At 68.9% G+C, this 21,268-nt stretch carries 22 protein-coding genes, 1 pseudogene and 1 riboswitch; of the genes and pseudogenes, 14 read left to right on the top strand and 9 right to left on the bottom strand.

Annotated elements, in window-relative coordinates:
• Positions 1 to 55: 55 nt before the first annotated feature.
• From AWC03_RS24165 to lpdA, 4 genes are read left to right on the top strand one after another with little or no spacing between them, the layout of a single operon-like run.
• Entirely contained in the window at positions 56 to 1,180 is a 1,125-nt protein-coding gene (locus AWC03_RS24165; RefSeq protein WP_085243231.1) for a thiamine pyrophosphate-dependent enzyme, read from the top strand.
• The gene (locus AWC03_RS24160; RefSeq protein WP_085243230.1) at positions 1,177 to 2,181 is read left to right on the top strand and encodes an alpha-ketoacid dehydrogenase subunit beta; all 1,005 of its coding nucleotides are present in this window, start codon (positions 1,177 to 1,179) and stop codon (positions 2,179 to 2,181) included. The genes AWC03_RS24165 and AWC03_RS24160 overlap by 4 nt, the downstream gene beginning before the upstream one ends.
• Positions 2,178 to 3,407, top strand: a complete 1,230-nt coding sequence (locus AWC03_RS24155; protein ID WP_085243229.1) for a dihydrolipoamide acetyltransferase family protein — start codon at positions 2,178 to 2,180, stop codon at positions 3,405 to 3,407. Before AWC03_RS24160 ends, AWC03_RS24155 begins: the two co-directional genes overlap by 4 nt.
• Positions 3,404 to 4,783 (top strand): dihydrolipoyl dehydrogenase, encoded by a 1,380-nt coding sequence (lpdA, locus tag AWC03_RS24150; RefSeq protein WP_085243228.1) that lies wholly within the window; start codon positions 3,404 to 3,406, stop codon positions 4,781 to 4,783. Before AWC03_RS24155 ends, lpdA begins: the two co-directional genes overlap by 4 nt.
• Positions 4,784 to 5,086: 303 nt before the next feature.
• Here lpdA and AWC03_RS24145 read toward each other — a convergent pair whose 3' ends face one another.
• Both AWC03_RS24145 and AWC03_RS24140 read right to left on the bottom strand, forming a co-directional pair.
• Positions 5,087 to 6,763 (bottom strand): FAD-dependent oxidoreductase, encoded by a 1,677-nt coding sequence (locus AWC03_RS24145; RefSeq protein WP_085243227.1) that lies wholly within the window; start codon positions 6,761 to 6,763, stop codon positions 5,087 to 5,089.
• Between the two features lie 20 nt (positions 6,764 to 6,783).
• Positions 6,784 to 7,809 carry an AurF N-oxygenase family protein gene (locus tag AWC03_RS24140; RefSeq protein WP_085243226.1) on the bottom strand — a complete coding sequence of 342 codons (1,026 nt, stop codon included), beginning with the start codon at positions 7,807 to 7,809 and terminating at the stop codon, positions 6,784 to 6,786.
• A gap of 244 nt (positions 7,810 to 8,053) precedes the next feature.
• On the opposite strand from AWC03_RS24140, the gene serC reads away from it, so the two are divergent.
• Entirely contained in the window at positions 8,054 to 9,172 is a 1,119-nt protein-coding gene (serC, locus tag AWC03_RS24135) for a phosphoserine transaminase (RefSeq protein ID WP_090421281.1), read from the top strand.
• Positions 9,173 to 9,323: 151 nt separating this feature from the next.
• Positions 9,324 to 10,097: a septation protein SepH gene (sepH, locus tag AWC03_RS24130; protein ID WP_085243224.1), complete on the top strand. Its 774-nt coding sequence runs from the start codon at positions 9,324 to 9,326 to the stop codon at positions 10,095 to 10,097.
• Between the two features lie 23 nt (positions 10,098 to 10,120).
• On the opposite strand, the gene AWC03_RS24125 is transcribed toward sepH, so the two are convergent.
• The 3 genes from AWC03_RS24125 to AWC03_RS24115 are packed head-to-tail and all read right to left on the bottom strand — an operon-like array spanning position 10,121 to position 11,651.
• A complete protein-coding gene (locus tag AWC03_RS24125) occupies positions 10,121 to 10,393 on the bottom strand; it encodes a DUF2537 domain-containing protein (RefSeq protein ID WP_085243223.1) in 273 nt (90 codons plus the stop codon).
• Positions 10,390 to 11,223 carry a TrmH family RNA methyltransferase gene (locus tag AWC03_RS24120; protein WP_085243222.1) on the bottom strand — a complete coding sequence of 278 codons (834 nt, stop codon included), beginning with the start codon at positions 11,221 to 11,223 and terminating at the stop codon, positions 10,390 to 10,392. Before AWC03_RS24120 ends, AWC03_RS24125 begins: the two co-directional genes overlap by 4 nt.
• Positions 11,220 to 11,651: an Rv0880 family HTH-type transcriptional regulator gene (locus AWC03_RS24115; protein ID WP_085243221.1), complete on the bottom strand. Its 432-nt coding sequence runs from the start codon at positions 11,649 to 11,651 to the stop codon at positions 11,220 to 11,222. Before AWC03_RS24115 ends, AWC03_RS24120 begins: the two co-directional genes overlap by 4 nt.
• A gap of 196 nt (positions 11,652 to 11,847) precedes the next feature.
• On the opposite strand from AWC03_RS24115, the gene AWC03_RS24110 reads away from it, so the two are divergent.
• Complete coding sequence (locus AWC03_RS24110) at positions 11,848 to 12,123, top strand: DUF2530 domain-containing protein (RefSeq protein ID WP_085243220.1); 276 nt, start codon at positions 11,848 to 11,850, stop codon at positions 12,121 to 12,123.
• A 28-nt stretch (positions 12,124 to 12,151) separates the two neighbouring features.
• On the top strand, positions 12,152 to 12,607 hold the full coding sequence (locus AWC03_RS24105; RefSeq protein ID WP_085243219.1) for an SRPBCC family protein: 456 nt from the start codon (positions 12,152 to 12,154) through the stop codon (positions 12,605 to 12,607).
• 197 nt (positions 12,608 to 12,804) lie between these two features.
• On the opposite strand, the pseudogene AWC03_RS24100 reads toward AWC03_RS24105, so the two are convergent.
• Positions 12,805 to 13,587 (bottom strand): annotated as a pseudogene (locus tag AWC03_RS24100) (DUF3027 domain-containing protein); the annotation flags it as partial.
• A 130-nt stretch (positions 13,588 to 13,717) separates the two neighbouring features.
• On the opposite strand from AWC03_RS24100, the gene AWC03_RS24095 reads away from it, so the two are divergent.
• Together AWC03_RS24095 and AWC03_RS24090 are read left to right on the top strand one after the other, a co-directional pair.
• On the top strand, positions 13,718 to 15,370 hold the full coding sequence (locus AWC03_RS24095) for an MFS transporter (RefSeq protein ID WP_090418076.1): 1,653 nt from the start codon (positions 13,718 to 13,720) through the stop codon (positions 15,368 to 15,370).
• Positions 15,367 to 15,855: a DUF2771 domain-containing protein gene (locus AWC03_RS24090; RefSeq protein ID WP_085243216.1), complete on the top strand. Its 489-nt coding sequence runs from the start codon at positions 15,367 to 15,369 to the stop codon at positions 15,853 to 15,855. Before AWC03_RS24095 ends, AWC03_RS24090 begins: the two co-directional genes overlap by 4 nt.
• 15 nt (positions 15,856 to 15,870) lie before the next feature.
• On the opposite strand, the gene AWC03_RS24085 is transcribed toward AWC03_RS24090, so the two are convergent.
• The 3 genes from AWC03_RS24085 to AWC03_RS24075 form a co-directional block, all read right to left on the bottom strand.
• A complete protein-coding gene (locus tag AWC03_RS24085) occupies positions 15,871 to 16,785 on the bottom strand; it encodes a universal stress protein (protein WP_085243215.1) in 915 nt (304 codons plus the stop codon).
• 162 nt (positions 16,786 to 16,947) lie between these two features.
• Complete coding sequence (locus tag AWC03_RS24080; protein WP_085243214.1) at positions 16,948 to 17,952, bottom strand: glutathione S-transferase family protein; 1,005 nt, start codon at positions 17,950 to 17,952, stop codon at positions 16,948 to 16,950.
• 62 nt (positions 17,953 to 18,014) lie between these two features.
• Positions 18,015 to 18,428, bottom strand: a complete 414-nt coding sequence (locus tag AWC03_RS24075; RefSeq protein WP_068082497.1) for a cold-shock protein — start codon at positions 18,426 to 18,428, stop codon at positions 18,015 to 18,017.
• Between the two features lie 162 nt (positions 18,429 to 18,590).
• On the opposite strand from AWC03_RS24075, the gene AWC03_RS24070 reads away from it, so the two are divergent.
• The 4 genes from AWC03_RS24070 to AWC03_RS24055 all read left to right on the top strand — a co-directional run.
• On the top strand, positions 18,591 to 18,995 hold the full coding sequence (locus AWC03_RS24070) for a YccF domain-containing protein (RefSeq protein ID WP_085243213.1): 405 nt from the start codon (positions 18,591 to 18,593) through the stop codon (positions 18,993 to 18,995).
• Positions 18,992 to 20,071 carry a GTP 3',8-cyclase MoaA gene (gene moaA / locus AWC03_RS24065; RefSeq protein ID WP_085243212.1) on the top strand — a complete coding sequence of 360 codons (1,080 nt, stop codon included), beginning with the start codon at positions 18,992 to 18,994 and terminating at the stop codon, positions 20,069 to 20,071. The genes AWC03_RS24070 and moaA overlap by 4 nt, the downstream gene beginning before the upstream one ends.
• A gap of 4 nt (positions 20,072 to 20,075) precedes the next feature.
• Complete coding sequence (locus tag AWC03_RS24060; RefSeq protein WP_085243211.1) at positions 20,076 to 20,354, top strand: MoaD/ThiS family protein; 279 nt, start codon at positions 20,076 to 20,078, stop codon at positions 20,352 to 20,354.
• A 237-nt stretch (positions 20,355 to 20,591) separates the two neighbouring features.
• A riboswitch (cyclic di-AMP (ydaO/yuaA leader) is annotated at positions 20,592 to 20,779 on the top strand.
• Positions 20,780 to 20,791: 12 nt separating this feature from the next.
• A partial coding sequence (locus tag AWC03_RS24055; protein WP_142278508.1) for a transglycosylase family protein occupies positions 20,792 to 21,268 on the top strand: 477 nt, incomplete at its 3' end.

Raw genomic sequence — 21,268 nt, 5'->3', positions numbered from 1 at the left:
CGTGGCCCACAACTGCCGAAGATCGTAAGACAGACAATCGACATTGGAGGCTACCGTGACAGTGGTCGCATCGGCTGACACCTCGCTGTATCAGAAGTTCCTTCCCGCCGACACGGCCGTACAATTCCTCGATCCCGCCGGCCAGCCGGTCGCGAGCAGCGCCCGATATGCCCGACCCGAGGCTCAGCGGTTGCTGACGATGTACCGGAACATGTTGCTGGGGCGCCGTTTTGACGAGCAGGCGGTGGCGTTGACGAAGCAGGGTCGACTTGCCGTCTATCCGTCTTCGCGCGGGCAGGAGGCCTGCCAGATCGCGGCGGCGATGTGCCTGCACGCGCAGGACTGGCTGTTCCCGACGTACCGCGATTCGATGGCCCTGACAGCTCGGGGCATCGACCCGGTCGAGGTCCTCGGAATGCTCGCAGGCGACTGGCACTGCTGCTTCGACGCCAAGCGTCACCACACCGCTCCACAGTGCACACCATTGGCCACCCAACTCCTGCACGCGGCCGGCTTGGCGCACGCCCTGACGCGCAAGGCAACCAGCGCGGCGGTGTTGGCCCTATGCGGTGACGGTGCCACCAGCGAGGGCGATTTCCACGAAGCCCTGAACTTCGCCGCGGTGTTCAGGGCACCGGTGATCTTCCTGGTCCAAAACAACGGCTTTGCCATCAGCGTTCCGCTGGCCCGCCAGTCCGTGGCTCCGTCGTTGGCGCACAAGGGGGTTGGCTACGGCATCGGCAGTGAGCAGGTCGACGGCAATGATCCCGTCGCCATGCTTGCGGTGCTGGACGCGGCGCGCGACTACGTGCTGGCGGGAAACGGACCCGTCATCATCGAGGCGCACACGTACCGGATATCCGGCCATACCAACGCCGATGACCCGCGCCGGTATCGCACTGAGGAGGAGGTGACGGAATGGACCGCCCGCGACCCCATCCGGCGACTGGAAACCTTCCTGCGCGCCCAAGGATTGGTGGACGACGCCTACGCCGCCGCATTGACCGCCGAGGCGGAAGGCCTGGCCACCACGATCCGGGACGGCATGAACCGTGCCCGGCCCACCGAGATCGACGATTTGTTCCGGTACGTCTACGCGGAGCCGACCACGCAACTGCGCGAACAGCAGACACAAGCCCGCATCGAATTCACGGCCGAGCTCGAAGAGGACGAAAAATGACACCGACCACGATGGCGCAGGCTCTGAACGCGGCATTACGCGATGCGCTCGACAACGACGATTCCGTGGTGGTGTTCGGAGAGGACGTCGGCACGCTCGGAGGCGTCTTTCGCGTCACCGATGGCCTGGCCGAGACGTTCGGCGCCGACCGCTGTTTCGATACTCCGCTGGCGGAGTCCGGAATCATCGGATTCGCGGTCGGGATGGCGATGGGGGGTTTTCGGCCCGTGGTCGAGATGCAGTTCGATGCGTTCGCCTACCCGGCTTTCGAACAGGTCGTGTCGCACGTCGCCAAGCTGCGTAACCGCACCCGTGGCGTCCTGTCGGCGCCCTTGGTGATACGTGTGCCCTACGCCGGTGGTATTGGCGGAGTCGAGCATCACTGCGATTCGAGTGAGGCCTACTATGCCCACACGCCGGGACTGAAAGTCGTCACGCCGGCGACGGTCGCCGATGCCTATGGGTTGTTGCGCGAGGCCATTGACGATCCCGATCCGGTGGTATTCCTTGAGCCGAAGCGTCTGTACTTCTCCAGGGACGACGTCGAGCTCCGCCGCGGCGCAAAGATCGGACAAGCCCACGTGCTCCGATCCGGCGCGGACGTCACGCTGGTTGCCTTCGGGCCGTCGGTGGAACCCGCCATGCACGCCGCGGCGGCGGCCGCCGAGCACGGCCGGGAGGTGGAACTCGTCGACTTGCGCTCGATCGTGCCGTTCGACGACGCGACGGTGACGGCCTCGGTCCGCAAGACGGGTCGCTGCGTAGTGGTGCAGGAGGCACCGGGGTTCGCCGGGGTGGCGGCCGAAATCGCCGCACGTATCCAGGAGCGCTGCTTCCACCAGTTGGCGGCACCGGTGCTACGCGTGAGCGGCTACGACATCCCCTACCCCGCACCGAAATTGGAACGCTGGTATCTGCCCACCTGCGACCGCATTCTCGACGCCGTCGACCGGCTGCAGTGGGATGACCATCCCGACACCCGCTGGGCGGTCGGCGCGTGACCGATCAGACCTTCATGCTGCCCGACCTCGGCGAGGGGCTTACCGAAGCCGTGATCACACGGTGGCTGGTGGACGTCGGCGACAGCGTCAGCATCGACCAGCCGGTCATCGAGGTAGAGACCGCCAAGGCGTGCGTCGACGTACCGATCCCGTTCGCCGGCACGGTCGCCGAACTGCACGGGACCGTGGGCGTCGCCGTGGCGGTCGGGGCACCGCTGATCACCGTGCGCACCGGTGAATTCCCCGACTCCGCCGAAAGCAGTGGCACGTTCGCACAACACCGGGACGAAGAGCGCGCCGGTTCCGGCAATGTACTCATCGGCTACGGAACCAGCGGTCATGACGCGCCACGTCGCCGGCGCCCACGAGTTCCGGTAAAGGCGGAGGGCCCTGCCACGAAGGTCATTTCGCCGGTTGTCCGAATGCTTGCCCGCGACAACGGTGTCGACCTAGAGCAGCTTGCGGGCAGCGGCACCGGCGGCATCATCACCCGCGCCGACGTCGAGCGGGCGATCTCGGTCGAGGCACCATCCGCCAACGAGGACGATCCCCGAATTCCCGTCACCGGGATCCGGAAGGTCATCGCGGACAGGCTGAGCACCAGTCGCCGCGAAATCCCGGACGCCACCACGTGGGTCGACGCCGACGCAACCGGGTTGTTGGAGGCGAAACGACTCATGGGTCAGGCGGCGCCCGTCAGCCTCCTCGCATTGCTGGCCCGGCTCACCATCGCCGCGCTGCGCCAATTTCCCGAGCTGAACGCGTCCTTCGACGCCGAACACCAGCACATTGTGCGGCACCGCCACATTCATCTCGGGGTTGCGGTGCAGTCGCCGCGCGGGTTGATGGTCCCGGTCATCCCGCACGCTGACGCGCTCGACACCGTGACGTTGTCGAACAACCTCGCCGAAGTCATTTCTCTGGCCCGGGACGGCAAGCTCCCGCCCGCACGGCTGGCGGGCGGCACCGTGACATTGAACAACTACGGTGTCTTCGGTGTCGACGGGTCGGCGGCCATCATCAATCACCCTGAGGCGGCCATCGTGGGCGTCGGCCGCATCATCGACCGGCCGTGGGCCCTCGGCGGTGAGCTCGCCGTGCGCAAGGTGACCCAGCTGTCGCTCAGCTTCGACCACCGGGTCTGCGACGGCGGCTCGGCCGGTGGCTTCCTGCGCCTATTCGCCGACTACGTGCAGAATCCCGTCACGGCGCTGGCGCTGCTGTGACGGCGGTTCAGCACAGCGACGTGCTGATTCTCGGTGGCGGCCCGGCTGGGTATGCGTGCGCGCTGCGGGCCGGCCAACTCGGATTGTCGGTGGTACTGATCGAGGCCGACAAACTCGGCGGCACCTGCCTGCACCGCGGCTGCATACCGACCAAGGCGCTGCTGCATGCCGCCGAGATCGCCGACATGACGCGCGCCGCAAGCACTTTCGGTATTAGGGCGCGCTTGGACGGGGTCGACATGGCCGCCGTGCATGCCTACAAGGAGTCGGTGGTCACCCGGCTGCACGCAGGCCTCGCGGGACTGGTCGCAAGCCGGAAAGTCACCACCGTACCCGGCACCGGCCGCTACCTGGGTCGGCGGGCCGTGGACGTCGAGGGCACCGTCTACACCGGGAACGCGGTGGTCCTGGCGACGGGCTCGTCGCCGCGGCGGATTCCCGGCATCTCGATTGGCGGTCGCATCGTCACCAGCGATGAGGCGCTCGCACTGCCCTATGTCCCGGAAACCGCGATTGTGCTGGGCGGTGGAGTCATTGGAGTGGAATTCGCCAGCTTGTGGACGTCGCTCGGGTCGTCGGTGACGATCCTGGAATCGCTGCCCCGACTGTTACCGGGAGAGGACTCCTGGGCGTCGGGAACCCTGGAACGCGCGCTGCGCCGCCGCGGCGTCACCGTCAACACCGGAATCGCGGTCACCGAGGCGGGTCAGACCAAGGACGCCGTCACCGTGACACCCGACCGTGGCGACGCGTTGACCGCGGACGTGTTGCTGGTCGCCGTTGGCCGTGAGCCGCGCTCCCGGGCGCTGGCTGACGCGGGGATCACCGTCGACCGCGGCTTCGTCTGTGTGGACGAGCGCCTCGCCACCAACCACGAGGGCGTGTATGCCGTCGGCGACCTTGTCGCCGGCCCACAACTCGCGCACCGAGGCTTTGCGCACGGTGCCTTCGTCGCCGAAGTGATCGCCCGGCGTGATCCCGTGCCGGTCGTCGAGCAGTTCATCCCGAGGGTCACCTACTCCCATCCCGAGGTGGCTTGCGTGGGACTCACCGAACCCGCGGCACGCGAACGGTACGGCGACATCACCACGACGGTGTACGACCTCGGCGGCAATGGCAAGAGCCAGATCTTGCGCTCCTCGGGCGGCATCAAGGTGATCCGCCGCGGCCCCGTCCACGGTGACGGCCCCGTCGTCGGAATCCATTGCGTCGGTGATCGAGTGAGCGAATTCATCGGCGAAGCGCAGGTGATCGTCGGCTGGGAAGCCCTACCGGCCGAGGTTGGCCCCTTTCTGCATGCGCATCCGACTCAAAGCGAAGCGCTCGGCGAGGCGATGCTCGCGCTGTCGCGCTCACCACTGCACGGTCATTCCTGATGACCACCATGCTTGTAGATCGGAGACAATCTCGCGGGCAATCGACCCAGCCCCTGTGTGGCGGGTGAAGTTGGTGGCGTGAAAGTTTCGTGGGACACGCTGGGAAGATTCCTTCGTCTCGCTTGTCCGGCCGGCCCCCCGTACCGACGATTAGACGAGTCACTTCCCGAGCCGGCGCACTACGCTAGAGCTCGCAACGCCAAGCCCATCGGCACATAGGGGGGCCACACCTGCCGGGCATCACGGGAAGACCTGCCCTCTGCTGCCCGCAGGCACCAAATCAGCTGGAAAATCCCACTCCTATCAGCCAAGCCTCGGCAGCCAGCGTCGCCGTGCTCGCGCGGTGGCAGCTGCGGCTAGCATGTCGGCGACCTCGGTGAATTTGTTCCGAGGCCGGCCGTCGTTGCTCCCGCGCGCGACCTCGGCGGCGTCGATCGCCCGCCAGCCGCGGGCGTCGACGGCGTCGGGCTGCCGGGCGTGGACCAGCTTGGCCAGCGTCTCCGGCTTCGACACCGGATCGCTCAGCCTGCCGGCGTTGAAATCCGCCACCAGAGCCTGCACCGTCTGCAGGGAGCAGGATTTGTTCGTACCGATGAATCCGCTCGGCCCCCGCTTTATCCAGCCCGCGACATACGCGCCGGACACCGGCTCCCCCGAGTCGGGATCGACCACCCGGCCGCCGTCGTTGGGCACGACAGCCGCCGACTCGTCGAACGGCAGGTCGCGAATCGGCTTGCCGCGGTAGCCAATCGACGTCAGGACCAGGCCGGCGTCCAGTCGGCGCAGCTCGTCGGTGCCGGTGACGGCGAATTCCACGCCGGTGGCCCGTCGCTCACCCAGCACCCGGCTGGGGGTGAGCCGATAGCCCAGCCTGACCCGCGCACGCCCATCTCCCGGCGCCGAGTCGTCACCGAGGTCGCTCAGGATTTCCAGCTTGCGTTGGGTCAGGCCGTCGGTCGCGCTAGCGAGGTCGGCCGCCACCAGTTCGTGGTCGGCCGCGCTGAGCACGACATCCGACGAGCCGGTGAGCCCGATGAGTTCGGGCAGGGTGAACGCCGACTGCGCGGGACCACGCCGCGCGGCGACCACCACTTCGCGGACCGCGGACCCGCGAAACGCCGCCAGCGCGCGATCGGAGATGTCGGTACGGGCCAGGTCATCCGGATTCGCCGTGAGCACTCGGGCGACGTCGAGGGCGACGTTGCCGTTGCCGACGATCACCACCCGCTCGTGGCTGAGATCGACTGGCAGGTAGGCGAAGTCGGGGTGGCCGTTGACCCACGCCACGAATTCGGTGGCCGTTCCGGTGCCCGGCAGACCCATGCCCTGGATCTGCAAGCGACGGTCGTCGGGGGCGCCGACGGCGTACAGGACGGCGTGGTGGTGGGCCAGCAGATCAGCGTGGCTCAGGTGCCTGCCGACCTCGACGTTGAGAAAGAACCGGAAGTGGCGATGACCGGCGACCCGGTCGAACAGCCGGGTGACCCGTTTGGTGCTCTGGTGATCGGGCGCGACGCCGGCGCGCACCAGCCCGTACGGGGTCGGCAGCTTTTCGAAGACGTTGACCCGCACGCCGTGCTGGGTGAGCAGTTCGTCGGCCGCGTACATCGCCGCCGGCCCGGACCCGACGATGGCCACAGTCAGCGGCTGGCGGCGGGCGCGCACCTGGGCCGCCGGAATCACCGGGGCCAGCTTCGACGTCGGTGGCACTTTCTCGCCCTCGGGCCGCTCCGGGTAGAAGGACGCGTTGATCTCGACGAACGGCAACTGCTTACTGTCCAGCCGCGTGTCCGGCGCGATCGCGCCGACGGGGCAGGCGCTCACGCAGGCGCCGCAGTCCACGCACGCCACCGGGTCGATGTAGAGCATCTCCGAGGTGGCGAAGCCGGGCTCGTCGGGCGTGGGGTGAATGCAGTTCACCGGGCACGCGAAAACGCAGGACCCGTCGTTACAGCACGACTGGGTAATAACGTGCGGCATAGGCGATTACCCGTGCGGACCTAGGCGGCAGGTACCGCGGCCAGGTGCTGGCGCTGCGGCTCGCTGCGGTAGCGCGAGGGCTTGCCGTCGATCTTGCAGAGCCGCCACATGAGTCGCGCGGAACGCGTCTCCATCAACCCGGTGTCGTGGGCCAGCATCCGGACGTCACCGAACATGTCGCTGAGCCACTTTCGCGATTCCGGAGACCGGAAGAAGAGCTCCTTGCGCACCGCGCGCGGAATGTCGAACTCCTGCCAGAATGCCTTGGGCGGCACCACGATCGCCCGGCACAGGAGCTTCATGGTGAGCGGCAGGTACAGGGCCGTCCAGAAGCGCTGCCGCTTGGTCAGCTGCGGCACCCGCCTGCGCAGGAACTCGTGCGCGAAGGAGATGTGACGTGCTTCCTCGGCCACGTGGATGGCCATCACCCGCTCCATGATCGGGTGCAGCGACTTCCCTTCGCGGAGAACGTTTTTCTGCGTGTGGTCGATCGGCTCCTCGCCCGCCAGCACGCCGATGAAGAACGCCACCGGCAAGGGGCCGGCCACCAGCGGGACCAGCGGCGAGAGCCACTTGAGCAGCCGCGGCATGCCCGGCACGTCGGCGCCCACCCGGTTGACCATCTCCTGGAACATCATGGTGTGGTTGCACTCCTCGACCGATTCGTGCAAGCAGTACCGGTATTCCGGAGACCCGTTCGGCACCCAGAACGTGTAGTTCATCAGGCCGCGGATCAGGATCGACTCGAAGTGCAGCCCAACCTTGGCGACGTTGGCCTGGCGCCACATGCCGATCCTGATCTTGCGCTCGTCGGACTGCGCGAGATACCAGGGGTGGCGCCCCAGCGGGTCGGTCGTGGGCAGGATCCACCGCGGGTCGTTCTCCGTCACCGCGAATTCCGGTGAGTCCCAGTCGATGTCGGTGTACGGGTTGAAGTTTCGCCGCACCGAGCCCTCGGACAGGGTGGCAAGCGTGTTGACGTACTCGGTGTCGTCGCGCACCTCCATATTGCGGCGCCAACGCCGAACCATGCGTGTCCTGGCCATATCCAAGCCTCCCCAACGAGGTTTACATTTGGACGTGCTATGTCCAGACAGTACCGCAGGTACCGGATATCTTCTAGACCCCCCACGGGCACTGTGGCCTGACCGGTGGTCAGGCCGCAGGTGTGCCCTGCCTCACAGTGCGCCAAACGCCGCCGGCGCGCGGCCAGGCGTTTTGCGCGGGTCACGGAGGCGGGCCGGCGGACCGCTGCGTCACCGGTCACATCCGCTCACTACCCTGATGAGCATGGCTGACCAGCTCGAGGTTCCCGCTGACATCAAACCCCGCGACGGCCGCTTCGGATGCGGCCCTTCCAAGGTCCGGCCCGAACAGTTGCAGGCGCTGACGACCACCGCGGCCCCGCTGTTCGGCACTTCGCACCGCCAAGCTCCCGTCAAGAACCTGGTGGGCCGGGTCCGCACCGGGCTGACCGAGCTGTTCTCCGTGCCGGACGGTTATGAGGTCATCCTGGGCAACGGCGGCGCGACGGCGTTCTGGGACGCGGCGGCGTTCGGGTTGATCGACAAGCGCTCGCTGCACCTGTCCTTCGGCGAATTCAGTGCGAAGTTCGCCTCGGCGGTTGCCAACAACCCGTTCGTCGGCGACCCGATCGTCGTCAAGGCGGACGCCGGCAGCGCACCCGAGCCGCAGAGCGATCCCTCGGTCGACGTGATCGCCTGGGCGCACAACGAGACCTCGACCGGGGTGGCGGTGCCCATCCGCCGCCCGGCCGACTCCGGCGACGCCCTGGTCGTCATCGACGCCACCTCCGGCGCGGGCGGCCTGCCGGTCGACATCACCGAGACCGACGCCTACTACTTCTCGCCGCAGAAGAATTTCGCCAGCGACGGTGGCCTGTGGCTGGCCATCATGAGCCCGGCGGCGCTGGCGCGGGTGGAGTCCATCGCCGCCTCGGGCCGATGGGTTCCCGACTTCCTGTCGCTGCCGATCGCGGTGGACAACAGCCTGAAGAACCAGACGTACAACACCCCGGCGGTCGGCACCCTGGCCCTGATGGCCGAGCAGATCGACTGGATGCTCGGCAACGGTGGGCTGGAGTGGGCCGTCAAGCGCACGGCCGACTCGTCGCAGCGGTTGTATTCCTGGGCGCAGGAGCGACCGTACACCACGCCGTTCGTCTCCGACCCGGGCCTGCGGTCCCAGGTGGTCGGCACCGTCGATTTCGTCGACGACGTCGACGCCGCGGCCGTCGCGAAGATCCTGCGGGCGAACGGCATCGTCGACGTCGAGCCGTACCGCAAACTCGGCCGCAACCAGTTGCGGGTCGGCATGTTCCCCGCGGTCGACCCCGATGACGTCAGCGCGCTGACACAATGCGTCGACTGGGTGGTCGAGCGACTCTGACCCGCCGAGCGGCGGGCCGCATCCGGGCCGTAACCCGCTCGCAATCGGCGCGCAACCGCCCAGCGTGTCAGCACAGGTTATGGGCGTCAGCTGCACTAGAGTGCGCACGAGACGGGTCCGTCGACCTGCACGGAGCCTGCGAGGAGAAACCATGCGGGAACTCAAAATGGTTGGGGTCGATGCCGGCGGCAAACACATCATCTGCGAGGCCGGCGATCCCGCCGAGCCCTTCAAGCTCGCGGTCGACGATCAGCTGAAGGCCGCCGTGCGCGGCGAAATCGCGCCGCCGGAGCAACCGCAACTCGACATCCAGGTCACCAACATGCTGAGCCCCAAAGAGATTCAGGCCAGGATCCGCGCCGGCGCGTCCGTGGAACAGGTGGCCGCGGCCTCCGGCTCCGACGTCTCACGGGTCCGCCGATTCGCGCACCCCGTGCTGCTGGAACGCGCTCGCGCCGCGGAGTTGGCAACCGCCGCGCATCCGGTGCTCGCCGATGGGCCCGCGGTGCTCACCCTGCTGGAAACCGTGAGCGCCGCCCTGGTGACGCGCGGCCTGGAACCCGACCGGCTGAGCTGGGACGCCTGGCGCAACGAAGACAGCCGCTGGACCGTGCAGCTCGCCTGGAAGGCCGGCCGGTCGGACAACATCGCGCACTTCTGCTTCGCGCCGGGTGCGCACGGTGGCACGGTCACGGCCATCGACGACGCGGCCAAGGAGCTGGTCGACCCGAACTTCGACCGTCCGTTGCGCCCGCTCGCGCGGGTCGCCCACGTCGACTTCGAGGAGTCGGCGAAGCCCACCGCCGCCGCTCCGCAAGAGCAGCCCGCTCCCCAGGAGCCCCCGGTGCACACTCGACGCGGTAAGCCCGTCATTCCGGCTTGGGAGGATGTGCTGCTCGGGGTGCGCTCGGGCGGGCAGCGCTAGGCGACCCGCCGCGCCCACAGCGTCTAGCTCGCCACCGTCAGCGCGAGCAGTGTCAGCCAGGCTCCCGCGACACCGATTCCCGCGCCCAGCAGGAACCAGCGCAGCACCGGCTTGTGCCGCCAACCCCACAGCGTCGGCGCCAGCCCCCCGGCTGCGACGATGTTGAGCCCGACCGCCAGCAACGGATGCACCCGGACTAGGCCCAGGCTGAGCACCACGATGGCGGCCCCGGTCACTGCGGCGACGAAGCCGGCGACCGTCAAACCCGTTGCCCAGGGCGGGGAATCGTCGGTCACCCGCCGAGCCTAACCCGTTCGTAGAACGCCAGGGCGGCTGCGGTGGCGACGTTGAGGGAGTCCGTTCCGCGCGACATCGGGATGCGTACGCGCACATCGCTTATCCGCAGGGTCGCCGGCGTCAGCCCCGGCCCCTCGGCCCCCACGATCACCGCGATGCGTTCGTCGCGCGCGGCCGCCATCGCCTCCGCCAGGGTGGCGGCGTTGCCGTGCGGGGTCATCGCGAGCAGCCGAAATCCCTTCTCCTTCAACATTGCCAGTTCGGCGGGCCAGTCCGTCGCTCGCGCGTACGGGACCAGCAAGGCGTGCCCCATGGAGACCCGGACGGCACGGCGGTAGAGCGGGTCGGCGCAGCCGCTGCCGAACATCACGGCGTCGACGCCCAGCCCGGCGGCGTTGCGAAAGATCGCGCCCAGGTTCTCGTGATCGTTGACGCCCTCGAGCACCGCGACGGTCCGGGCGCGCTCGACCAGTTCGGCCACACCGGGTTCCGGCACCCGTCGGGCGGCCGCCAGCACCCCCCGATTGAGGTGGAAGCCGACCACCTGGGCCATGACGTCGGCGGAGGTTCGGTAGAACGGCACGGCGTTGCCCGCCAGGTCGTCTGCGAGTTCGGCGAGCCGGCGCTCGGTCCCCAGCAGCGCGTGCGGGGCAAACCGGGAGGAGAGCATGCGCTGGACGACCAGCACACCTTCGGCGATCACCAGGCCCTTGCCCGACGGCAGGTCGGGACGGCGATCGACGCTGTTCAGGTCGCGGAAGTCGTCGAGGCGGGGGTCGTCGGGATCGGCTACGTCCTGGACGTTGAGGCCATCGATGCCATCGCTCACGGGCTTTCGTCGACCAGGGCCAGCATCAGGTCGGCCGCGTTGCGCAGGGTGTCACGCTGTTCGTCGTCCAGGGTCGCCAGCCGTTTGGCCAGCCACTCCTGACGGGCCCGCCGGGTGGCCTTGACCAGCTCGGCGCCGGACGGGGACACCGAGACCAGCACCTGTCGGCCGTCGACGGGATGCGGGGCGCGGTCCACCAGGCCCATGTCGGCCAGCGACGCGATCACCCGGGTCATCGACGGCGGCCGGACCCGCTCGCGGATAGCCAGCGCGCCGGGCGTCATCGGGCCCTCGTTGGCCAGCGTGGCCAGCGCCGACAGCTGGGACAACGACACCGGCGACGACGGGTTTCGGAACCGGAGTTGGCGGGCCAGCCGCATGACCGCCAGCGACAGGTCGCTCGCCAGCCGCGCATCGCTGTCAGGCATGGCGCGAGGGTACACGGAAGCTCAGGAAGTCGGGATACGAACCGGTGAACGACGGGCTTTGGCTCCCGGGACCACGCGGGCCGACGATCGCCGAACCGCTTGTGTGGCCGGGTAACCCGCGCCGCCCCGGCATTTCGGACACCCCGGCACCCGGGGGGTAGGGCGGCCCGTGCGGGCGGGGGCTATGTTAATCGCGATGTCCGAGGAACCCGGCTCGAACCGCGAGGCGCCGCCCCTGCCACCGGCGCTGCTCAACGCGTGGCCTTTCATCGGCCTCGGCGCGCTCGGTTGGCTGGTGGCGGCGGCCGCCGCATTTTTTGTCCCGGCCCTGCAGAGTTGGCGTCCGCTGACGCTGGCCGGGCTCGGGGTGGGCGTGCTCGGGACGAGCATCTTCGTGTTGCAGCTCGCATCTGCGCGCCGCGGCGACCGCGGCGCGCAGACCGGACTCGACAACTATCTCGACCACGGCTAGTTCTCGCACCGATAACCCGGGAGGATCGATGGTAGCTCCGCTACTGCAAGCGCAAATCGATATCGACGCACCGGTTTCCACCGTTTGGGGGTTGATCTCCGATCTTCGGCGGATGCCCCAGTGGAGCCCGCAGTGCCGTTGGATGAAGACGTTCGGCCCGCTGCGCCAGGGTACGCGGACCCTGAACATCAATCGCCGCAACCGGCTGTTCTGGCCGACCACGTGCACGGTCGTCGAGGTCATCCCGGAGAGCAAGCTGGCGTTCCGCGTCGACGCCAACCGCACCATCTGGAGCTACGAGCTGCAGCCCATCGACGGGGGCACCCGGGTGATCGAGAGCCGTCACGCGGAGAACGGCGTGACCGCGGTCTCGAACCTGACGGTGAACGCGCTGCTTGGCGGGACCACCAACTTCGAGCACGAGTTGCTCGAGGGCATGAACACCTCATTGGCCAAGATCAAGGCCGCAGCCGAAAAAAGCTAGTCCGCCTCGGGCTGCTCGGGCCGGCCCTCCGGTGCGCCCGACGCCGTCGCGTCGGGCTGGGCCTCCGAGGCCTCGGGCGCGGATGCCGGCGGCTCCGCCTCGAGCTCCGGACCGCTGTCCGACTCGGTCTCGGGGTTCTGCGATTCGGCCGCCTCGGACACCTCGGCCGGCTCGAATACCTCGGCCGCCTCGGACACCTCGGCCGGCGCTTCCACGACGTCGAGCACGCCATCGTCGTATGGCTCGTACATCGGCGACCCGGTTCCCGCCGGAGCCGGGGTGTCCGAATGGGCTCCGCAACCGTACTGCTTGTCGACCACCTGCCCGTCGGCCGACAGTTCGTTGCCGCACACCCCGAACATCGCGCCGAGCGAGCCCGCCAGCGGCAGGAAGAATCCGCAGTCGCGGCACACCCGCTTGGTGGAGCGGGCCATCGGCGAGTCGGGCCCGTGGTCGCCCGTGTGCCATCGCTCGGCCGCCTCCGCCCTGCCCCAGGCGCTCATCACCCAGCGCCGGCCCAGCCCGATCTCGGCGGCGGTCTCGTCGACCTGGGGGTCGCCGGTGGCGGTGTAGCCGGGCGCCAGCCGAGGGTCGTCGGCCGCGGGGGCCAGCAGGTCCCCCGGGCTCAAGTCGCCTGGGCGCACCCGCTGATCCCACGGAACCCAGTGCGGGGCCAGCAACGCCGTCGGTCCGGGAATCAGCACCACTTCGCTCACGGTGGCGTGGTCCGCACCGGGGTGGGCGGCGACGACAACGGCCCACTGCCAGCCCTGATAGCCGGGCAGATGCGCCAGGAACCGGTGGGTGGCCGCCGCGGGATCCTCGTAGCTGACGCCCAGGTAGTCGCCGACGGCCTCGGCCCCGCTGAATTCCATGACGGCGGCCCTGGCCTGGCCCGCCGCGCCCATGAGCACGGCCGCCAACCCCTCCGGCCACTCGGCCACGGCCGCCACGGCGGATTCCTCGATGGGCCCGGTCACCATGTCCCCTTCCTGCATTGCGTTTCCAATACTAGGTTGGCCAGCCACGCCCCGTTACCTGCAGACGCATGTCGTCGGCATAGGGGAGAATCGGGACGTGTCTGGACGGCGGCGTGACGATCCGGGCCGCGTGGCCTCCACCCCGGGCCGCCGGCCCCGGGGTGGGTCCGGCAATCAGCATCCGGGCATGGCCAACTACCCCGCCGACGACGGCGATTATCGCCGCGCGCGCAGGTCACCGCCGATGCCCAGCGCCAATCGCTACCTGCCGCCCATCGGCGAGCAGCCGGAGCCGGAGCGACGCGAGAGCCCACCGCCGCGCGGTGCCCCGACCGGCGAGCGGATCACCGTCACCCGCGCCGCGGCGCTGCGCAGCCGCGAGATGGGTTCGCGGATGTACTGGATGGTGCAACGGGCCGCCACCGCCGACGGCGCCGACAAGTCGGGTCTGACCGCGCTGACGTGGCCGGTGGTGGCCAACTTCGCGGTGGACGCGGCGATGGCGGTGGCGCTGGCCAACACGCTGTTCTTCGCGGCGGCCACCGGGGAGAGCAAGGGCCGGGTCGCGTTGTATCTGCTGATCACGATCGCGCCGTTTGCGGTCATCGCGCCGCTCATCGGCCCGGCGCTGGACCGGTTGCAGCACGGCCGGCGCGTCGCGCTCGCCACGTCGTTCGCCCTGCGCACGGCGTTGGCGCTGGTGCTGATCATGAACTACGACGGCGCCACCGGCAGCTACCCGTCGTGGGTGCTTTATCCTTGCGCGCTGGCCATGATGGTGTTCTCCAAGTCGTTCAGCGTGCTGCGCAGCGCCGTGACCCCGCGCGTCATGCCGCCGACCATCGACCTGGTGCGGGTCAACTCCCGGCTGACCGTGTTCGGCCTACTGGGCGGCACCATCGCCGGCGGGGCCGTCGCGGCCGGTGTCGAGTTCGCCTGCACCCACCTGTTCAAGTTGCCCGGCGCGCTGTTCGTCGTCATCGCGGTCACCGTCGCGGGCGCCTTGCTGTCCATGCGGATCCCGCGTTGGGTCGAGGTGACCGCGGGCGAGGTGCCGGCCACCCTGAGCTATCGCCAGGACAGCGAGCCGCAACGGCGGCGCTGGCCCGACCAAGTCAAGAAGGTCGGCGGGACGCTGCGACAACCTTTGGGCCGCAACATCATCACGTCATTGTGGGGCAACTGCACCATCAAGGTCATGGTCGGGTTTCTGTTCTTGTACCCGGCGTTCGTCGCCAAGGCGCACCAGGCCAGCGGCTGGGTTCAGCTGGGCATGCTCGGGATGATCGGCGCGGCGGCCGGCATCGGCAACTTCGCCGGCAACTTTGCGGCCGCGCGCCTGCAACTGGGCCGGCCGGCCGTGTTGGTGGTGCGCTGCACGCTGGCGGTCTCGGCGGTCGCGTTGGCGGCCTCGGTCGCGGGCACCCTGGCGGCGGCGGTGATCGCCACCCTGGTCACGTCCGGCTCCAGCGCCATCGCGAAGGCCTCGCTGGACGCCTCCTTGCAGAACGACCTGCCTGAGGAATCGCGGGCCTCGGGATTCGGGCGTTCGGAGTCGACGCTGCAGCTGGCCTGGGTGCTGGGTGGTGCCGTGGGCGTCCTGGTCTACACCGAACTGTGGATCGGCTTCACCGTCGTCACGGCCCTGCTCATCCTCGGCTTGGCGCAGACGCTCGTCAGCTACCAAGGGAATTCGCTGATCCCCGGCCTCGGAGGTAACCGGCCCGTCATGGTCGAGCAGGAGGGCGCGCGCCGCGGCAGCCCGGCGGTGGTGCCCGAGTGAAACGCGGTGTCGCCGTGCTGCTGGCCGGCGTGATGACGGCGTTGTGCGCGGCGGTCGGCGTCGGCACCTGGCTGCTGGTGCGCCCGTCGGGTCCGCAGCGCCCGGAGATCAGCGCGTATTCGCACGGCCACCTCGCCAGGGTGGGCCCCTACCTGTACTGCAACGTGCTCAACCTCAACGACTGCGACACCCCGCAAGTCCAGGGCGAGCTGAAGGTCAGCGAGCGCTATCCTGTGCAGCTGTCGGTGCCCGACGCGATCTATCGCGCGCCCTGGCGGCTGCTGCAGGTCTACGAGGACCCGACCAACACCACCAGCACCATCTTTCGGCCGAACACCCGGTTCGCGGTCACCATCCCCCCGGTCGACCCGCACCGTGGGCGCCTGGTCGGGATCGTCGTGCAGTTGCTGACTCTGGTGATGGACCCCGCCGGCGAATTGCGCGATGTCCCGCACGCGGAATGGTCAGTGCGGCTGACGTATTGAGCGCTGATCGCGGGGCTAACCCCCGCGAGCGACGATCACGGGTGTGCGCACCGCGTGTACCACCGCCGTGCTGACCGATCCCAGCAGCATGCCGGTGAACCCGCCGCGCCCGTGACTGCCGACGACGACAAGTTGCGCGGACCCCGACCGCTCCACGAGATGCTGCGCGGCGTGGTTGACGACGACCTCGCGGTGCACGACGACGTCGGGGTACCGTTCCCGCCAGCCCGCCAGACGTTCCGCCAGTGTCTCCTCGGCCGCCGATTGCAGCTTGGTCCAGGACGTCCTGGTCAGTCCGGTCCACTCCCGGCTGGGGAGATCGGGGACCTCGGCGTCGGTCCAGGCGTGCAGGGCCACCAGTTCCGCGTTCCGCCATGACGCTTCGTCGAAGGCGATGGCCGTCGCCAGCTCCGATGCCGGCGAGCCGTCGACGCCGACGAGCACGCAGCCCTCGACGGGTGCTGAGCCTTCGTCGCGGATGACCGCCACCGGGCAATGGGCGTGATGGACCAGCCCGGTACTGACCGAGCCCAGCAGCACGCGTTCCAACGCCCCGTGCCCGCGGCTGCCCACCACGACCATGTCGGCCTTCGTCGACAACTCGACCAGCGCGGGAACGGGCGCCTCGGCGATGACCTCGTTGTGGATCCGCAGGTCGCTCCCCCCGGTCGCGTCCTCGACGATCTTGACCGCGTCAGCGAGCGCCTGTGTTGCCATCGCACCCAGCTCCTCGCGGAATTCCGGTGGAGCGGACTCGCCTGCCCACTCGAGCACCGGCGCGCCGCCGGGCGCCGGCGCCGCGGCGTAGGCGAGCGTCAGCGCGACGTTGCGCATGATCGCCTCGCGGGCGGCCCAACGGATGGCAGCATTCGAATCCCGCGATCCGTCGACACCAACGACGACTCCCAGATCCCCTGATTCACCGGACATTTCGTTGCCTCGCTTACACGTGTGGTCGGTACCATCGACTCTAGGACCCCGAGGACGCGCGGACAGGGGGCGTTGGTCCCACGCTTCAGTGACCAAACGGCCTTTCGCCGCCGACCGCGACGCAATCCGCCGGCGGCCGCGACGCGGGAGCCCCGAGGCTTGCTATGCTCCGTGCCCGGCGGGCACCGCCTCGCCTTCGACCGGCGGCCCGGGCGGCGTCCCATCGCCGAAAGGCTTGCCGCCCAACGAATCCCGGTTATGTGGTGACAGCCAGCCGGTCAGGTCCGGCCCCTTGGGCACGATGCGGGTTGGGTTGATGTCGGCGTGCACGATGTAGTAGTGCTGCTTGATCTGGACGAAGTCGATGGTGTCGCCGAACCCGGGCGTCTGGAACAGGTCGCGCGCATACGCCCACAACACCGGCAGCTCGCTCAGTTTGCTTCGGTTGCACTTGAAATGCCCGTGATAGACCGGGTCGAACCGGGCCAGCGTGGTGAACAGCCGCACGTCGGCCTCGGTGATGGTGTCGCCCACCAGGTATCGCTGGTCGGTCAGGCGTTCGCTCACCCAGTCCAGCGCGGCGAACAGCCGGTCGTAGGCCGCGTCGTAGGCCTGCTGTGAGCCGGCGAAGCCGCACCGGTACACCCCGTTGTTGATCTCGGTGTAGACGCGCTTGTTCACCTCGTCGATCTCGCCGCGCAGCCGCTCGGGGTACAGCTCCGGCGCGCCGTCGCGGTGGTAGGCGGCCCATTCCGTCGAGAAATCCAGCGTCATCTGGGCGAAATCGTTGGTGACCACCGCACCGGACGGGATGTCGACGATCGCGGGGACCGTGATGCCCTTCGGGTAGTCGGGGACGCGCTTGAAGTACGCGTCCTGCAGCCGCGGGATCTTCAGCACGGGGTCGACGCCGCCCGGATCGAGGTCGAACGTCCAACTGCGTTCGTCGTGGGTGGGTCCGCAAAATCCAATGGAGAGAACGCTTTCCAGCCCCAGCAACCGGCGGACGATGATGGCGCGGTTGGCCCACGGACACGCGCGGGCAACGACGAGCCGGTACCGGCCGGGCTCCACCGGGTAACCGTCGCGCCCGTCGGCGGTCACGCGGGTGCTGATGTAGTCGGTGTCGCGGGCGAAGTCGCCGTTACCGGCAACGTATGCGGCCATGGCGACAATTCTGCCCCAGCCACGCCGGGTGCCCGCGGGGGCAAACCCGCCCCCTCGACGCGCTAGGCGTCGAGTTCGCGGGCGACGGCCCGAACCACCTCGGAAACCCGTCGGGCCGTCTTGCGGTCGGGGTAGCGACCCTTGCGCAACTCGGGCTGCACGGCGCTCTCGAGCAGCGTGATCATGTCCTCGACCATGCCGTGCAGTTCGTCGGGGCTGTGCTTGTGCTCGGCGGGCACCTCTCGGCGGCCCTGCGCCTTGGTGAGGCTGGGCGGCGGCTCAATCAGCTTGAGGCTCAGCGCCTGCGGCCCGCGCCGCCCGGAGGCGATGCCGAACTCGACGCGCTGGCCCGCTTTGAGCCCCTCGACCCCAGCGGGTAACGCCGACGAGCGGACGTACACGTCTTCGCCGTCCTCCTGCGACAGGAAGCCAAACCCCTTGTCGGCGTCGTACCACTTAACCTTGCCGGTCGGCACTGGTCTCACCTGCTTGTCTAACGGATCAATAGAATGGCCAACACAATAAGCGTCCCGCCTGCGCAGGACGCCGTTTGGTCTATAGATCCTACTCGGATGCTCAACTCACGAGCACCCCGTTCTTCCCCGCTCGGTACGCTGGACGTCAACGGTGGAGGAAATATGCGCCTGATCCTGAACATCATCTGGCTCGTGTTCGGCGGCCTGTGGATGGCCCTCGGGTACCTGGTCGCGGCGCTCATCAGCTTCCTGCTCGTCATCACCATCCCCTTCGGCTTCGCGTCACTGCGCATCGCCTCCTACGCGCTGTGGCCGTTCGGCCGCACCATTGTCGACAAGCCGACCGCCGGGACGGGTGCCCTCATCGGGAACGTCATCTGGGTGCTGTTGTTCGGGATCTGGCTGGCGATCGGCCACTTGGCCAGCGCGCTGGCGATGGCGATCACCATCGTCGGCATACCGCTGGCGCTGGCCAACCTCAAGCTGATCCCGGTGTCGCTGATGCCGTTGGGCAAGGAGATCGTTCCGGTCGGTCCGCCGTCCCACCACCCGGCGGTGGCCGCGTGACGCTGACCGCGCTGGGTGTGCCGACGGTGCCGGGTCGCACCGACGGCACCGCCGCGCCGAACGCGCCGACCGCCGGCCCGTTGGTGGACACCTATGGCCGGGTAGCCACCGATCTGCGGGTCTCTCTGACCGACCGCTGCAACCTGCGGTGCAATTACTGCATGCCGGCCGAGGGGCTGGACTGGCTGCCCGGCGAGCAGCTGTTGCGGCCCCACGAGCTGGCGCGGCTGATGCACATCGCGGTCACCCGATTGGGCGTGACCAGCGTGCGGTTCACCGGCGGTGAGCCCCTGTTGGCACGGCACCTCGAAGAGGTGGTCGCCGCGGCGGCCGGCCTGCGGCCGCGCCCGGAGATCTCGCTGACCACCAACGGCGTCGGGCTGGCGCGGCGGGCGGAGGGCCTCGCCCGGGCGGGCCTGAACCGCGTCAACGTGTCGATGGACAGCGTGGACCGCGAGCACTTCGCGGCGATCACCCGCCGGGACCGACTCGACGACGTGCTGGCCGGCCTGGCGGCCGCCCATGATGCCGGCCTGACACCGGTCAAGGTGAACGCCGTGCTCGACCCCGTCACCGGGCGCCAGGACGTGGTCGAACTGCTGCGGTTCTGCCTCGAGCGCGGCCACCAGTTGCGCGTCATCGAACAGATGCCGCTGGACGCCGGGCACCAATGGCGGCGGGGCGCCGCGCTGAGCGCCGACGATGTGCTCGACACGCTGCGGCCGCACTTCCGGCTGCGTCCCGACCCGGCACCGCGCGGGTCGGCGCCCGCCGAGCTCTGGCTGGTCGACACGGGCCCGGGGACACCGAGCGGCAAGTTCGGTGTCATCGCGTCGGTCTCGCACGCGTTCTGTTCGGCCTGTGACCGCACCCGACTGACGGCCGATGGCCAGGTCCGCAGCTGCCTGTTTTCGGTCGAGGAAACCGATCTTCGGACCCTGCTGCGCACCGGCGCCCCCGATGAGGCGATCGAAACGGCGTGGCGGGTCGCGATGTGGGGCAAGCCCGCGGGTCACGGGATCAACGACCCGAGCTTCGTCCAGCCCGACCGCCCGATGAGCGCGATCGGTGGCTAGACCCATGAGTCACGCGTCCGTCGAACAAGACGGGATTCAGGTGACGGTGCGCTACTTCGCGGCCGCTCGGGCGGCCGCCGGAGCCGAGTCGGAGACGGTGGTGGTGCGCCCCGGCACCACGGTGGCCGAGCTGATCGGGCGCCTCGCCGTGCGAGGCTCACGCCTGGCCTCCGTGTTGGGCAGGTGTTCCTACCTGTGCGACGGGGTCGCCGTCCGCGACGAGACCGCACCGTTACGCAGGGGCAACACGATCGACGTTCTACCGCCCTTCGCCGGCGGCTGAAACTGTGAAATATCTCACGTAACGGAACGATAACGGCATAATCACGCTCCGATATCACGTGCCTTGACCTGCGTGAATGCCGCGTGTTCGGTGCGTTTTCGCAGATGGCCGGGAGGGAAACGCCGGGTTTCGCAGGACGTGACGGGACCAACAGAAACCGCTACCTTTCTCCGAAGGCTCGCCAAGACAACCGAATTGGCGGACCTCCCCTCCTATCGCGCCGAGCTCCATCCAATAGGCAGGGGTCCACCGACCTACGTGGATGGAGACGGGGGACCCACCGGTCCACCGTGATCGGATCGGGGGCCGCACGCGGCCCCCTGGGGTGAAGCCGACGTCGTTTCACAGTGGATACGACGACGGCCGGGTGGCCTCTCCAACCCGAACCCGACAGCTGACCTCGCAGGCGCGTCACGAGAGAGGAATTTTCACGGCCTATGAGTGGACGTCACCGTAAGCCCAGCACGTCAAACATCAGCGTCGCCAAGATCGCCGTCACCGGCGCCGTCCTCGGTGGCGGCAGTATCGCCCTGGCCGGCCAGGCGGCCGCGGCCACCGACGGCGAATGGGACCAGGTGGCCCGCTGCGAATCCGGCGGCAACTGGGCGATCAACACCGGCAACGGTTACCACGGTGGCGTGCAGTTCAGCTCGAGCACATGGGCCTCGCACGGCGGCGGTCAGTACGCCCCGTCGGCCGAATTGGCCACCAGGGAACAGCAGATCGCCGTCGCGGAGCGCGTGCTGGCCACCCAGGGCCGCGGTGCGTGGCCGGTATGCGGTGGCCCGCTCTCGGGCCCGACGCCGCGTGAGGCTCCCGCACCGGCCGGCCTGGACGCCCCCCTGGACGCTCCCGGCATCAACGGCCAGCCGGCGCCGCTGGCTCCCCCGCCCGCCGACGCGCCGCCGCCGGAC

Origin of the sequence: Mycobacterium europaeum, assembly GCF_002102155.1 — a bacterium.
In the GTDB taxonomy this organism is placed as follows: Bacteria; Actinomycetota; Actinomycetes; order Mycobacteriales; family Mycobacteriaceae; genus Mycobacterium; species Mycobacterium europaeum.
This window is presented reverse-complemented; position numbering and strand designations above follow the sequence as displayed.

Coding starts and splice junctions, on each gene's coding strand:
- AWC03_RS24160 (WP_085243230.1), top strand. CDS start 1,177: ATGACACCGACCACGATGGCGCAGGCTCTGAACGCGGCATTACGCGAT.
- AWC03_RS24145 (WP_085243227.1), bottom strand. CDS start 6,763: ATGCCGCACGTTATTACCCAGTCGTGCTGTAACGACGGGTCCTGCGTT.
- AWC03_RS24140 (WP_085243226.1), bottom strand. CDS start 7,809: ATGGCCAGGACACGCATGGTTCGGCGTTGGCGCCGCAATATGGAGGTG.
- serC (WP_090421281.1), top strand. CDS start 8,054: ATGGCTGACCAGCTCGAGGTTCCCGCTGACATCAAACCCCGCGACGGC.
- sepH (WP_085243224.1), top strand. CDS start 9,324: ATGCGGGAACTCAAAATGGTTGGGGTCGATGCCGGCGGCAAACACATC.
- AWC03_RS24115 (WP_085243221.1), bottom strand. CDS start 11,651: ATGCCTGACAGCGATGCGCGGCTGGCGAGCGACCTGTCGCTGGCGGTC.
- AWC03_RS24110 (WP_085243220.1), top strand. CDS start 11,848: ATGTCCGAGGAACCCGGCTCGAACCGCGAGGCGCCGCCCCTGCCACCG.
- AWC03_RS24105 (WP_085243219.1), top strand. CDS start 12,152: ATGGTAGCTCCGCTACTGCAAGCGCAAATCGATATCGACGCACCGGTT.
- AWC03_RS24085 (WP_085243215.1), bottom strand. CDS start 16,785: ATGTCCGGTGAATCAGGGGATCTGGGAGTCGTCGTTGGTGTCGACGGA.
- AWC03_RS24080 (WP_085243214.1), bottom strand. CDS start 17,952: ATGGCCGCATACGTTGCCGGTAACGGCGACTTCGCCCGCGACACCGAC.
- AWC03_RS24070 (WP_085243213.1), top strand. CDS start 18,591: ATGCGCCTGATCCTGAACATCATCTGGCTCGTGTTCGGCGGCCTGTGG.
- AWC03_RS24060 (WP_085243211.1), top strand. CDS start 20,076: ATGAGTCACGCGTCCGTCGAACAAGACGGGATTCAGGTGACGGTGCGC.